Source organism: Zooshikella sp. RANM57, assembly GCF_050749885.1.
Lineage (GTDB): Bacteria > Pseudomonadota > Gammaproteobacteria > Pseudomonadales > Zooshikellaceae > Zooshikella.
In genome coordinates this window covers 240,244-254,956 of record NZ_JBOIUB010000007.1, presented here as the reverse complement: position 1 = coordinate 254,956, position 14,713 = coordinate 240,244, and the positions used below count along the sequence as shown (strand labels likewise).

The window sequence follows — 14,713 nt, the reverse complement described above, 5'->3', positions numbered from 1 at the left end:
ATGAAGCTGGACACATACCAAAGATTTCATCGTTACGAAGACAAAAATTAATGAGTTCAACCATTCCTCACATTAACAGATTACCCAATTCAGCTAGCGATCATTACCCTATTCATCACTTTTGTACAACAAAAATGACCTTTTTATTTCTACTACAAAGCGGTATTAAATTGATGATTTCTTTAGCTGTTTCAGTAAGAGGTTGTAGCCGTGTCTAATAATACAGAACAAGTATTGGAACAAGCTGTCCATCAAGAGGGAACCTACGAAGTTTTAAGGAAACGCCTCCAACAGCAGGCATCAGCCTTAAATGAAAAAATCGCTCAGTTAAATGAACAACGTATTACAGCCTTTGGTAAAACAGAAATTTCAATTATTAACCGCGTTCGAGCAAGAACAGAAAATAATTGTGTTGCTCGCGATATTGTCAGAATAGGCAACCAACTGCTGTTTGGTTTTAATGTTTTCATGGGGCTAAAGAAAGAACACTCTATTAGTGATGTTTTTGCGCTCTACCAACTTTCAGAAGAAAGTTCCAATGAATTACAGATTACACCTATTGAACTCAAAACCAGTTTTCTTTATGAACAAAAATTTCTAGATGATTTCAAAGAACTTTATACTTATTATAAACATGCCAAATTAGTTCAACTCAGGGTCACTAATAATAAACTCCTTGCAGCATTTCAAATCGGTCAAAAAGTAGGTGACATTCGTGTCTTTCGTTGGTCGCTAGACAATGCAACTCCCAGCTATATTGATAATCGTGGCGAACGAGATATCAGCTTACCTGCAACGCATGATTTCGAGTGGATTCCCACTTCAAGAGACAATCATGTTTTAGGTGAACATTCACATATTAATGTACTCGATAAGGTGTTTATTGAGACAATTAATGGCGACCTCACCATTAAGATTGAAAATAATACTGCTGACGGTCAAGGTATTTATAGTGAACCTGTGGATGATTTACACCAATCACTTGATGACGCAGAAGTCTACTATGCTGATCTTATTGATCTGATTTTGCTCAAAGTAAAACCTTACCGCGAAGAATCTTATCGCTATTTAATTTTTAATACGCTTCTCAATACAGTCACACGTATCGATGAGTTAGGCTCATCATGTCAACAGTTGCCCGAAAACCACGGAATCATTTATCCTGGAGGTTATTACCTCACTACAGGTGAACACAAAACATTTTCAACAATTAACACAGAAAATCTGGTCTATAAACGAACAATCAAATCCCCCAATGGCGAAGATATACTTTATGTGTATTATGAACCCATTGCAGGCCGTTTTGTCTTATGTGCTTATAACCTCATTACCAAAACATTAAATAACCCTATCGAGGGCCATGGTTATGCACTGTATCCTGATGGGAAAATGATCATCTTCTCTGATAGTGGAGAGGAACCAACACATATTCACCCTATGCAAATCTGGCAAACGCCTTTCGTCAGCGACGAATTTGCTAGTGCGAAGGAAACGGCTACAGGCTTATTCGCAACATTAGGTAATGCAGAGCTCGTCCGGGCAATTTCAGACTTATACAGCATTAGTAAAGCAATTTTACAGTTACAGCCAAGCACTCAGGTTTATACATCTCTCATCAATCAATGCAAGACATTATTTGATAGTTATTATTGGCTAGATGAACATGAAGCGGGTGAATTAGCCCCCTTTGTTAAAGAGATTGTCAAAAACGCTGAATTAGTACTTGATGAATTTGAAAAAGTACAACATTTACAGAGTCGTGCAGAAGAAGCATTAAACAAAGCAGAACAACAACAGAAAGAGCTGTTAAGTAAACTGACGCCTGAACGCTGGGATAACCCTGAACAATTTGTTAATGCACTAAATAACTTTAAAAAACAAAAAGGTCATCTTCTTACCTTACAAGACACACGCTATATTAACGAAGAGAGCTTAGCTGAACTCAACAAAAAAGTTGATGAAACTATTGATAAAATTAGCCAAGCAACAATTGCTTTTATTAGTAGAGATGAAGCGCTTATCCCTTACCAACAAAGACTTGAAGCGTTTGAAGAATCCATTACAACAGCAGAGGATTCAAAGTCATTAAAAGTAATTCAAGATGATATTGAACAAACAGCAGAGGGCCTTGATTTACTTACGACGATCCTTTCTACACTTGATGTTGAAGATGCTCCAGAGAGAACGCTCATTCTCGAAAAGGTTGCAGAGATATATGCACAAATAAACCAAGTAAAAGCCAAATCACGAAATAAACTAAAATCAATTAAAGCAACAGAATCCGTTGCTGAGTTTGGTGCTCAATTTAAGCTGTTCTCACTCAGTATTACCAATGCAGTCAGTGTTTGTGATACCCCTGAACGCTGTGATGAAGAACTCACTAAGCTAACCGTGCAGCTTGAAGAAATTGAAAGTCAATTTGCAGATAATGAGCAATATCTCGGTGAGATTCTCAATAAACGAGAAGAACTATATGACACGTTTCAAAATCTCAAGCAAACACTGCTTGATGAAAGGCAACGTCGAGCACAGCATCTATATGATTCAGCAATACGAGTATTAAAAAGCATCGAACGACGCAGTCAAAGCTTTACCATCATTGATGACCTTAATACCTATTTTGCATCAGATGCAATGGTTCTGAAAATTCAATCATTTTCAGACCAACTGATTGCTCTGTCTGAAAGCGTTAAAGCTGACGATATTCAATCACAATTAAAAGGTATAAAAGATCAGGCTATCAAGTCACTGCGTGATAAATCAGAAATATACTCTGATCAAGGTAAGACATTAAAGCTTGGAAAACACCTATTTAATGTCAATACCCAACAACTGGATACGGGGTTAATACATAAAGATAACCAGCTTTATGTGCATTTGAATGGCACAAATTTCTACCAATCTATAGATAACGAAGAGCTAGCACATTTAAACGAATATTGGAACCAAACAATTATATCGGAAAATCAATATGTTTACCGTGCGGAGTACTTAGCGTACCAGATTATTAAAACAGCCGAGAATCTTCAACAAGGTTGGTCAGTAGCAAAACTTCAAGAACTCAAATATGATGATAAAAAGCTAATTAAAGCTATTCGTGAATATATGACACCGCGTTATCAAGAAGGTTACCAAAAAGGTATTCACGACCATGATTGTGCTAAAATACTAACAGCTTACTTAACGTCTCTGGAAACACAGGGTTTATTAAAATATACAGGCCTTTCAAGATGTTGTGCTGCATACTTTTGGATATCAAGCCAAAGTAATTCATCCCAGATAAATGTGCTATCAGGAAAAGCACAAGGTGCCTTTTTACTTGCGGACCAAATGGGTGAAAGCAAAGCATTAAATGCGCTTACTCATGAGTTGGAAGATTATCTAAAAGCGTTTTATCACGAAAAAGCACCCAATTTAACTATAGACTTTACCAGTACTGCTAAGTATTTAATTGATGTACTAGCAGTATCTCCCACCCAGTTTATGGTTAGTGTTCAGGGGCAACAATTAGCAGAACAATTTGAAAAAACCCTTCACAACTTAAATTATTACAACGTATTCGAAAAAATGCTCAGGGAGTTAAGCAACAATTTTCAATCACAATGGGAGTTACTACATCATTGGCTAACTGCACTGGCAAAAGATCTACCTGAAAATATACTTAATACCGTTATTGCTGATGCGATTACTGTCATTTTAACCAATAAAAAACTTTCCCTTAAAGCGCTTTCACTTCCAGATAGTAATAGCATCCCAAGTCTGTTAGGAGACCATCCTCGAATTCAACAAAGTGAATTAACCTTCTCTCTAGCTGAATTCAATCATCGTTTACAACACTTTATCCATATTGATACAGTTAACTTTGAAAAACTCATCAACATCAAACAAAAGTTACTTGAAAAAGAGCGTAAACGGCTACGCCTTGATGATTTCACCCCAAAACCGCTAACGTCTTTTGTCCGAAACAAACTAATCAATGATGTATACTTTAAAATCATTGGTGATAACCTTGCAAAACAAATGGGAGCCGCTGGTAATCAAAAACGCTCAGACTTAATGGGATTATTACTGCTTATTTCACCTCCCGGCTATGGTAAAACCACATTAATGGAGTATATCGCCAATCGACTGGGTCTTATCTTTGTCAAAGTAAACTGCCCCTCACTTGGCCACCGAGTCATCTCTCTTGATCCAGAAGAAGCTCCTAACGCAACGGCAAGACAAGAACTTATAAAATTAAATCTAAGCTTTGAAATGGGTAATAACGTCATGTTGTACTTGGATGATATACAACATACGCACCCTGAGTTTTTACAAAAATTTATTTCTTTATGTGATGGTACACGACGCGTTGAAGGCGTTTGGGATGGTGAAACTAAAACCTATGATTTAAGAGGTAAAAAGTTTTGTATTGCAATGGCTGGAAACCCTTATACGGAATCAGGAGAAGTTTTTAAGATTCCTGATATGTTAGCGAACCGAGCCGACATCTATAACCTTGGAGATATACTTAGCGGATCAGAGGAAACATTCGAATTAAGTTATATTGAAAATAGTTTAACCTCAAACTCTGTATTGGCACCATTAGCAGCTCGCAACTTAACGGATGTGTATCATCTAATCGATATGGCAAAAGGCAAGCAATCAACGAATGGACAGTTAGAATACGACTATTCAAGTGCTGAACTTGAAGAGATACTGAGTGTTATACGAAAACTTTTGTTTATTCAAGAATTTGTTCTTAAAGTTAACCAGGCTTACATAAAATCCGCAGCAACAGCAGATGCCTACCGAACGGAACCGCCCTTTAAGCTACAAGGAAGTTACCGAAATATGAATAAAATGGCAGAAAAAGTAGTTGCCATTATGAATGATCAAGAGTTAAACAACTTGATACTTGACCACTATGTTGGAGAAGCTCAAACATTAACATTTGGGGCAGAAGAAAACCTTCTTAAACTTAAAGAGTTAATGCAGTTTTTAACTGAAGAAGAATCAGTTCGCTGGCAAAAAATCAAAGATGAATTTACAAAACGGATTGCCCTTGGTGGTGATGAACAAGATACTCTAGCAAAAATAGCTTATCAAATTGCCAGCTTGAACCAAGGTTTAACTGGTATTCAAAAAAGCTTAAGTCAGTCAACATCCACACAAACCTGGTCGGACCATCTTACTCATTTTCAGCAAACGGTACACCAGACACTGGGACAACAACAAAAGCAATCCCTTGCAGCAAGTCAAATGCTCCAACATCAATTGGGTAATATCAATAAGGCAATGACAATGATTGGTGAAAACCTGGCAGAAAGTAGTCATGGTTTACAACACATTACAGCGTTAAGTGATGCCTGCCAGCAAATCCAGAAAAGTCTTGAAACTATTGATTTCTCGATCAATGTTGTTAACCAGCCAAGCCCTGTATTAGAACAGTCACTGAGTGCACTTGCGAATACGGTAGAGTCATCTCTAATGCCAGTAGTGACAACTATGAACCATAAAATAGGACTTGATCAAAACATACTGCGTAAGGTTAATGAACTCTCAGATCAACTTAAAGCGTTTTCGGACCGTCAATAAACTAATTCACTATGGTTAATTCAAACATTACTAATCTTTCCCGCTGGAAAAGTGTATTAGGTCTGTTAGGTATCATGTGGCTGATACACCTAGCAAACCTTTTGCTAGGTTATCAGCTTAATCAATTTGGGCTAGTACCTCGTACCACAAGCCATTTTACTGCAATATTTTATTGGAGCTTTTTGCATGGCAGTATCGACCACCTACTTACCAACAGTATCCCTTTCACTATCTTAGGACTATTGGTCGCTGTACGTGGGAGCTACTACTTCTTTTTAACAACACTGTTTATTAGTATTACATCAGGTATCGTCGTATGGCTGTTTGGTAGAACAGCCATTCACATTGGTGCCAGTGTATTAATTTATGGTTATTTTGGTTTTCTGATAAGTCAAGCTTGGTTTGATCGACAACCTCTTTCACTTATCATTGCACTTATTGTCGTTATCACCTATAACGGTTTAATTTTTGGCATATTTCCAAATACACAACAGATTTCATGGGAAGGCCATTTAGCAGGGTTAATAAGTGGTAGTCTTATGGCATGGCTTTTGTGCAAACAAAAACCTACTAAGAAGCAATTACAGGAGTAAAAACTATGAGTACAACAACACATGACTATATCAAACTGGCAACCTACGCTGTAAATATTTTTGCGAGTGATGGTAAGCTAAATGCACACGAGTTTGATCAGTTAATGACTATTGCTCTGCGTGATGGTATTGTTGATGATGATGAAAAAAGAGTGTTAACAAACATTCTAAATAAAGTAAGAGTAGAAGAAATTTCGAATGACTTACAAGTTAAAATTACTCAAGTGAGAGAAAAGTACAATTTCTAAAACTAACGTCGTTTTTTAATATATCATTTACGAATCATTTTATATCAATCTATATAAAAAATGGTTCAGACAAGAAATATTGCTATACTTATTGGCAATAAGTATAGCAATATCACCATGAGATTAATTTTGTTAATCTCAAACTTACCTGCATTCAGTAGGTTATCATGACAAAATTACAGGAACAAAAAATTATCGAGTCTTGGCGTAAAAATGCCAAGCCATGGACTGAAGCAATTAAAAATAAGCAAATTGCGAGTCGAGAACACATTACTAATCAGGCCATTATTGATGCTATTCTCACCTATTCACCTAAGACTGTTCTTGACATTGGCTGTGGTGAGGGTTGGTTAACACGAACATTAACAAGCCTTCACATTAATGCTTATGGTATTGATGCTGTACCTGAACTCATAGCCTATGCTCAACGTCTCGGTCAGGGGAAATTCAGCCTGATGCCATATGATAATATTAGCCCTACTACAATTCAGGATAAATTTGATATTGCTGTGTGCAACTTTTCACTCTTTGGTAAACACTCAGTGAATAATCTGCTAAAAAAAATACCCAGCCTGTTGAATGACAATGGATATTTTATTTTACAGACACTTCACCCACACTTTGAGCATAACAATAAAGTATACCAAGATGGCTGGCAGGAAGGATCTTGGTGTGGCTGTGGTAATGGTTTTTCTGACCCAGCTCCATGGTACTTTAGAACTCTTGCTTCATGGGTAAACCTTTTAGCTAATTGTCACTTTTTAGTAAAAAACATCAAAGAACCAAAGCCTCAGGAAACCCATCCTCCACTCTCCATCATATTTATATGCCAAAAAACCTGAGCTTTTATCCCTCCAGTTTCATCAATCAAGTAAACTAACTATTTTTCAACATCTTGCATAATACGAAATATATGTTTTTTTAGGTCCAGTAACTTTTCCGCTTCCAAAATACAAAGCCCCATCAACCTGGCCCGCTCTTTATTATGTATATTAAAGTTTCCAAATGATGCTATAATGCCACAGGTATTTTTACCCCCCAATCGATGTAATAATGCTTCCATTTTGTATATTGTATTAATTCCACTCTTTCTTTGCGCCAAAAAATTTCTAGCTTTACACTCAATAATAAACAACCGATTGTTTGCTAAAAACACAACATCTAGCTCATTTCTAACGGTACTATTTCCGTAGTCCCATACGACTTCAACCCCTCTGGCAACATCTTGAATAAAATCACACTCTGTCGCTATCTTATCTAGCTCAGAAAAAACATATTCCTCTAACCAAAAGCCATTACAGAATGCCCTAGACTCTTCACTGGAAAAAACTAAACGCTTCTTCTCTAACTTAACCAAGCAGTAGTACTCCAAAGATCCCACAAGCTCTTGAAGCTGAGCATTGTAATACTCCTGGCTAGATAGCCGTCTTGAATATAACTTCAGGTTATTCGCTGTTGAAGCTAAATGATTTAGTAGTGCTAGCCCTTTGGTCAAATACCTGGCACGTTTAACCCATCGTTCACCTAAACGTTGAGCTTCTTGAGAAATCTTACTCGTTTGCTGGTGTGTGACCGCAACTCCCTGTAGCTGAAAGTAACGCTCAATTGAGAGGTGATCTTCCAGGTTAATAGTCTCTTTCTTTTCAGGGTTATTTAACCAAACAACTGCATCACTTGTTTGGTTGACCTGAAAAATACCCAAATTTGCCTGCTTGAAAATCTCATAAGCCGCAATCGCTAAAACTTTATTTCCTCCAGATATATTTAACTCATAGTCAACTTTATCTGGATTCTGTAATAATGCACTAACTGTCATTAAAAGCTCATTGAAGTTCCAAGCATCATCTATAAAAACTGTTCTAGTAGTAATTCCTTTTTCTTCTATTAAGGCCGATGTACTATTAACAGCTTGCTGTAAACTTGTTATAGCAATAAAAACAACTTCACTTGGTTGCATTCTAGAATCAAGAATAGGGGTTACATTTGCACTTACAGATTCACTAAATAAAATAATTTGTACTTTTTTCTTTGCCATTACAGTACTCGTCAAGTAAGTGGAAGCCTTATCTTTTCATTGCCAAATGTAAAATACCATACGTACTGTAACATTTTGCAAAACACGACCAATAAAATAATTACAAAAACTCAAATATTACACTTAAAAAGTAAATTAGAAATGGGTGACTGAATAGGATTTAGATAACACAATGACAGAGCCTGATACAGACCCGTACAATTTTATTCAAAAGGATAAATAGCGAAATAAAAAAACCACCTAATGGTGGTTTTTTATTGAAAGAGTATATATCTAGTGACAACCAAGCTTATGTAACTCTACTGCATTCTCAAGCCATTCTACTAACTGCGAGAGAGAATACTTTTGGCTTTGCATCCGCTCCGTGCACTCTTCCACTATATGGTCAGGTGCATCAGTTAATAGTTTAATAAGTTGTCTTGCCTGATCCCTCATTTCTTTAGGAAGGCAGGTAAAAACTGAAAGAAAGTGTCTTTCATCAGGCATAAGCGTGCCTGGAGACTCTTCAACCCCCAGTAGATAATCCATCGGAACTAACAATACATGGGTTAATTTGCGAAGTATATCACTATACCGACTGACTGATTCACTAGTAGGTATACCTTCCACAAGCAACTGCTCAATAACAGAGACCTCAACACCAGAGCGTGTTGCAAGCTCATCTACATCGATTTCTATATCAATCATTGCTTGCCGCAAACGAGTTGAGAGCTGCTGACTTAACCCTACGTCAGCCATCATAAAAGGAATTTCCATATATGTTCTTCCGCTATCTTGAATTCATTTTAGCAAGCCTACGACAACCACTACATTACTGCCGTGCACTACATCACAGTGTTAAGCAAGAAGACTTAATATTCTTTTCTATTATTTTCTTATAGCGATTTAGAATAAATCGCTGGATAAATAAGTTTCAAGGTGAACTTATTAGTCTTGTCAGACACTTACGACTTCTGTCGTAATAACTTAGTAATTAACTAACTAAGCGTAACTATACTCTGTTTACACATTATGTGCAAAAATATTCTAATAGAGAAATACTTTACTCATATCAAAGATATAATTAATTCCATATTCTTAAAAGCACAACGATAGAGCACCTTAAAACCTTACAGGGAATAAATACTGACCCAGTAGAACTGAACGTTCCCAAGTAGTTTATAAAAGACTAAAGCGCACTTACTCTCTTTACCTACCCTATCACCTTCAATTTATTGTGCCAGTAAAATGTGTTTACTGGGCTATGCTGAGCAGTTAATAATGTTCTCCAACAACAATAAACTTCCAATGCGCTCTCTAAAGTAAACTCCTTTTTCCAAAACTGTCTACCATAAAGAAAACTCAAGGCAAATTCTCGCCAACTTGAAAAACAAGAAAAAGCTAAATCAGCAGCTTCGAATATATTTTCCCAGGCTTTTTCCTCACTGATATAACCTACTAAAGCACCTCGCCTGAACAAATGAATACATGTTGCAATGTCCCATGCTTTAATTCCCATATGAGTTAATTCAGGAAGACTACGTTTTACAAACAGGAGAATCTGGTACTCTTCTTGCTCCTGTCTATAGGTCTCAATATACAATGATTGCCTTTTACTATCGATTGTATTCAAAAACCTTGCTCTTGCACTAAAAGCAGCATTATATCCTCCCTGCTCAGTAAGCCAGTTTTTTAGCTCAATGAGTGAGTTTCCACAAGTCACCTTCCAATCTCTTTGCAACTGTGTTCGCCAATGGTTTTTATATTCTTCACTATCATCACAACCAAATAGTGTTTGGTTAGCGTCTTCCAGAAAAGCATCATGAAAACAGGCTAGACCGATGGCTCTCATCTGTTGAGATGTATGTTGGGAAGGATAATTAAACTTCATCATCTAGTCTTTGACCTTATGGGTAAACATTTAAGCTACTTGGCTCTTCATCAGACATTAAAGCAAACTCAGCCCAATTAATTACATCCAAAAGTGAACATATATTGATGGATATTTTTTGATGCTCTTTTTCATCAACACACTTCATGTTTTGCATATTTGTTGATTCAGACGCCAGCACAATCCAGTGATTAATCAATAAAAGCCATTGCTCATAGTCTTCACTAAACGCATTAAGTAACCTTTTGGCTTCAACCCAGTGACGCATTGCAGCAACAAAATTTTGCATATTAAATTCAGCTAATCCTAATAAAGCTTGACTAGCCACAGATTGCTCTTCCTTTATAATCATTATCCCAGTGGCTTTACTTGGATTACTTTCCCAAATACACAGTAAACTTGAAAAAAAACTGTGAATACTTACTGCCAAAACTGATGGAAATTGGCCTCTAGATTCAATATTTTTTAATAAGTCAAAGGCAGACAGGTATTGTTTTTGCAAAAACAGAATAATAAGTTTATGCCAAAGCCACCAAGTATTCACTGATACAGACTTATCAAGAATCTCAAATAAATCAACCAGTTGATCAAATTTTTTATGGGTTATACATAAATAAATACACCGTCGAACTAAACTTTGACAGGTAAATAATTCCCAACCCTGTACAGCATAATTTACAGCATCTTTTGTGTGATTCAGCCCAAAGTTTGCCTCAGTTAATAGCCATAAAATTCGTAGTGAAAAACTCACGCGATATAAATCGTATTTATTAATATAGCTCACTACCTGTTGATATTCATTTAAAGCTAATAAGCAGGCAGCAATCTCCACTTTTGCATTTTGATTTGTATTATCTAAATGGATACATTTTCTGAAACTTGTTAACGCTTGCTGGTAATCTTTTACTAAATAGTAGCATTGCCCTAATCGAAACCAATCATTCGCTGATATATCAAGGTGTGTTAATACTGATTGGTAATCCTTAATCGCCCTACTATAATTTGCCAACTCAAAATTACAGCGGGCACGAAATGATAAATAAATACGATTATCATCATTGATATCAACATTAATCAAATCCAGTGCATACTGGTAATAACCTAACTCTAAATAACAGACCACTAATTCATTTCGGGCTTCAGCACATAAACCCTCACACTGCTGTATGTATGTAATATAACGTTTTGTATCAGCATGTCTGTTTAAGTTAATACAAGCCTTAATTCTGAATAAAATACTCCATACAACAAGCCGATAATCCTGAATAGCTGGTAACTGATTTAAAGCATTTAAAACTTCATTCGCTTTTCCTAAAGCTAAGGATACCTTTACCTTAAGTAATGCAGTTACAACTTCAAGCACACGATTCTCAGACTCTTGTAAATCAATTTCAGCAAGCAATATTAGCATCTTCTCATTAATAGGTACCTCAAGCAGCTTCATTAGTGCACCTTCGATCTCATCAGAAGGTGTTTGGTTTGAGTTTAAAAGTGATATATAAAGCCCTTGAATAGCCTCATGATTCTGAGAATCAATATTAAAAATCAAAGTGTAAATATTTAAAGATTGATTCCAATTTTTTTGTTTTACTTCTATAGTTGCAATTCTTAATAAAAAATCAAGATTATTATCTAACTGATAACCAGCATAAAAACAGTCTTTAGCACGTTCCAATAAATTAGCTAACTCAAATGAATTTCCAAGCAACCTCAAGAGTACAGGATCTTCATCATAGATTGCATATGCAGACATCAAATGCTCTATTGCTGATCGAATATCATTGCAAATCAAAGCATGACGCCCCTCAAGCCTACGTTGTAAATACTCATCAGCATTTATTGATGGAAGTCCTTTTAATCCTTCATAAGTTAAAAATCCAGGACCATCTTTAAAACTCCCAAAAAAACGATCAACCAAACTTTCAGGATATTGGTGATAAAAAATCCATTGATTCGCTATCCAGTCAAAGTGACAACTTAAGCGTTTTAAAATAGAGGGCGGGACAAAAGGGTGATGTAAAAAAAACTGTAATAATTGTACAGAAAGCTCTTCTTTCTCTTCTTTGTTCAGACCTTTTATACTTAATAACCAGTTATCCCAAATGACACACTGTACTCTTTGTGAAAAGTCAGAATAAATCATTTCAACTGCGTATAGAGCCTGATCTACTTCAGTCATCCCAACGTTATGCTTATGAAGCAGGCAACCACCAACATCTAGCTTATTATGCTTAGCACTTAACAAAGCTTGTTCATAAGCGTCCCTTAAACCCTGAAATGCAGACACGTCATCTAAATTACCAAATGCTTTTAACTGCTTAGCATAAGCTTTCTTAATAGCCTTCACATCACTTGTAGGCGTAATCCTTAATTGTTCCCAACAGTCCATAGCGATCACTTTTAGTTAACTTAAAACTACATTTCTGCTTCCAGGTGGTCTAACAATGCACTTACTTCATGATAAGCTTCAGCAATATAGTGCTGATCCTGACGCGCTAAAGCCGTTTCAAAGTCGATAATGAGCTGCCCTATTAATACTCTCTTTTCACCTAAAGCCTGTTCAAATAGGCGCTCTCCTCTTGCCAGTAAAAAACGATTTGGCAAATGTTCGCGAGGATGAATCTTCAAACGGTTTAATGCTTGTAGTCGCTTCGTAATTTCTTCAGGTGAAAATTGCCCAGGATTTTTTTCAATAATGGTTGAAAACGTTTCTGCTGTTGATAGCACAGTCACTTCAACTTCAAGCAATCCATTCACATCATAGGTAAAACGAACATCAACTGCTTCTTGACCTGCTTGTGCCGTAGGCACATTAACAGAAATTTCTCCCAGCTTTATATTATTCTTAACCCGCCGACTCTCGCCTTGATAAATCTGAATACATACTTTTGACTGTCGGTCTGCTGTTGTATAAAAACGTTCCACACGAGAAATTGGAATAATACAATTTCGTTCTAATATTGGCTGATAAAGTCCTGTCTCTGTGTATTTACCACGTGATGCGGCTACTTCAACGCCTAATGAGTAAGGGCAAACATCTGTCATTACCACTTCTTCAAGTGCTTTATCTTGTACAAGCAGTCCAGCCTGTATTGCCGCCCCCATTGCAATAACCTGATCCGGATCTATACCAGTAACAGGAAATCGTGAAAATATTTTGGTCGCCATCATTTTGATCATCGGCATGCGCGTAGCCCCACCAACTAATATTAACTGATCAATATCTGTTGGCTGGAAACCTGTGTCTTTTAGTACCCGTTCTACAGGCTTACGTAAACGTTCCAATAAGTTTGCAGCTACTTGCTCAAACTCAGATCGTTTAATATCCATTTCTATAGAGGCTGATGCTAACACAGCTTTCAAAGTAGACTTCTGTTTTGTACTTAATTCATGTAACACACGTTTCACTGCTTGCCGTAGTGTCGTACGCTCTGTTTGCGTTAATGACTCCAAAATAATCGCCTGTTTTGCACAACAAAAACGTACTAGCTGTCCTAAAAAGTCCTCTCCCCCTAAATGATTGTCACCTGCACTGGCATTAACTTCTATAACCCCCTCAAACAGTTCGAGTAGTGATACATCGAAAGTCCCACCTCCTAAGTCGAGTACAATCACCCGTTGCTCACACTGTTCCTGAATACCATAAGCAAGTGCCGCTGCAGTTGGCTCATTAACCAAACGAGTAACCTTCAACCCTGCTATTTCACCTGCCAAACGTGTCATTCTGCGCTGATGCTCACTGAAATAAGCGGGTACACTAATTACTGCTTCTGAAATATGCTGGCCTGTGTAGTTTTCTGCATCTTCTTTCAAGGCCCGTAAGACAAATGAGGCAAGTTCATGAGGCAAGAATTGCTGCGAACCTAGACAAATTTCACGTTGGCTTCCCATATATCGCTTAAATACTTCAAATGTATGAAGAGGATGGGTAAACAAACGCTCTTGCGCCACACGACCAACGACTATATCACCGTTATCATCAAGGCCTACGACCGAGGGTGTAAGCTTTTCACCTAAAGCATTGGGGATAACATCTGTCTTACCATTTTGCCAAATAGCGATAAGCGAATGTGTAGTGCCAAGATCAATGCCGACAATACTCATGGCAACTCCATTGCAGATAATTATTAGTAAACTCAAGCTCAGCAAAAACAAAGTGTTAATTTGTTTTATTCATTACTTTGTACAAACTAAGTATTTTGCGAACTGAAATTACATTAAAAGAAGACCCAGTTAACAATTGAGTTTGTTACCAGGTAATTTAATTTGATAAGAATTATAAAGACAAAATGTAAAGCAAAGTGCGAAATACCCCAAGCGACTCAATACCATTTGTCGGCTTACTATATTTCAAGCATATCTTCATAGAATAGAAGCAATACGCGTCACA

General features: G+C 36.8%; 9 protein-coding genes. 4 read left to right on the top strand and 5 right to left on the bottom strand.

Annotated elements, in window-relative coordinates; genetic code table 11:
• Window positions 1-210: 210 nt before the first annotated feature.
• From ACQ96U_RS16400 to ACQ96U_RS16385, 4 genes are all read left to right on the top strand, one after another.
• Window positions 211-5,577, top strand: coding sequence for a DNA repair ATPase (locus tag ACQ96U_RS16400; protein WP_431722336.1), 5,367 nt, complete (start codon window positions 211-213; stop codon window positions 5,575-5,577).
• Between the two features lie 11 nt (window positions 5,578-5,588).
• Window positions 5,589-6,170 (top strand): rhomboid family intramembrane serine protease, encoded by a 582-nt coding sequence (locus tag ACQ96U_RS16395; protein WP_431722335.1) that lies wholly within the window; start codon window positions 5,589-5,591, stop codon window positions 6,168-6,170.
• A 5-nt stretch (window positions 6,171-6,175) separates the two neighbouring features.
• A complete protein-coding gene (locus ACQ96U_RS16390; protein WP_431722334.1) occupies window positions 6,176-6,418 on the top strand; it encodes a hypothetical protein in 243 nt (80 codons plus the stop codon).
• Window positions 6,419-6,585: 167 nt separating this feature from the next.
• Window positions 6,586-7,260 (top strand): class I SAM-dependent methyltransferase, encoded by a 675-nt coding sequence (locus ACQ96U_RS16385; RefSeq protein ID WP_431722333.1) that lies wholly within the window; start codon window positions 6,586-6,588, stop codon window positions 7,258-7,260.
• Between the two features lie 38 nt (window positions 7,261-7,298).
• On the opposite strand, the gene ACQ96U_RS16380 is transcribed toward ACQ96U_RS16385, so the two are convergent.
• The 5 genes from ACQ96U_RS16380 to ACQ96U_RS16360 all read right to left on the bottom strand — a co-directional run bounded on the left by ACQ96U_RS16380 (window position 7,299) and on the right by ACQ96U_RS16360 (window position 14,427).
• Window positions 7,299-8,453 (bottom strand): Card1-like endonuclease domain-containing protein, encoded by a 1,155-nt coding sequence (locus ACQ96U_RS16380; protein WP_431722332.1) that lies wholly within the window; start codon window positions 8,451-8,453, stop codon window positions 7,299-7,301.
• Between the two features lie 273 nt (window positions 8,454-8,726).
• Entirely contained in the window at window positions 8,727-9,209 is a 483-nt protein-coding gene (locus ACQ96U_RS16375) for a hypothetical protein (protein WP_431722331.1), read from the bottom strand.
• Between the two features lie 436 nt (window positions 9,210-9,645).
• A complete protein-coding gene (locus ACQ96U_RS16370; protein WP_431722330.1) occupies window positions 9,646-10,326 on the bottom strand; it encodes a DUF1266 domain-containing protein in 681 nt (226 codons plus the stop codon).
• Window positions 10,327-10,339: 13 nt separating this feature from the next.
• On the bottom strand, window positions 10,340-12,712 hold the full coding sequence (locus ACQ96U_RS16365; RefSeq protein ID WP_431722329.1) for a CDC27 family protein: 2,373 nt from the start codon (window positions 12,710-12,712) through the stop codon (window positions 10,340-10,342).
• Between the two features lie 26 nt (window positions 12,713-12,738).
• The gene (locus ACQ96U_RS16360) at window positions 12,739-14,427 is read right to left on the bottom strand and encodes an Hsp70 family protein (protein WP_431722328.1); all 1,689 of its coding nucleotides are present in this window, start codon (window positions 14,425-14,427) and stop codon (window positions 12,739-12,741) included.
• Between the last annotated feature and the right edge of the window lie 286 nt (window positions 14,428-14,713).

Coding starts and splice junctions, on each gene's coding strand:
- ACQ96U_RS16395 (WP_431722335.1), top strand. CDS start 5,589: ATGGTTAATTCAAACATTACTAATCTTTCCCGCTGGAAAAGTGTATTA.
- ACQ96U_RS16390 (WP_431722334.1), top strand. CDS start 6,176: ATGAGTACAACAACACATGACTATATCAAACTGGCAACCTACGCTGTA.
- ACQ96U_RS16385 (WP_431722333.1), top strand. CDS start 6,586: ATGACAAAATTACAGGAACAAAAAATTATCGAGTCTTGGCGTAAAAAT.
- ACQ96U_RS16380 (WP_431722332.1), bottom strand. CDS start 8,453: ATGGCAAAGAAAAAAGTACAAATTATTTTATTTAGTGAATCTGTAAGT.
- ACQ96U_RS16375 (WP_431722331.1), bottom strand. CDS start 9,209: ATGGAAATTCCTTTTATGATGGCTGACGTAGGGTTAAGTCAGCAGCTC.
- ACQ96U_RS16370 (WP_431722330.1), bottom strand. CDS start 10,326: ATGATGAAGTTTAATTATCCTTCCCAACATACATCTCAACAGATGAGA.
- ACQ96U_RS16365 (WP_431722329.1), bottom strand. CDS start 12,712: ATGGACTGTTGGGAACAATTAAGGATTACGCCTACAAGTGATGTGAAG.
- ACQ96U_RS16360 (WP_431722328.1), bottom strand. CDS start 14,427: ATGAGTATTGTCGGCATTGATCTTGGCACTACACATTCGCTTATCGCT.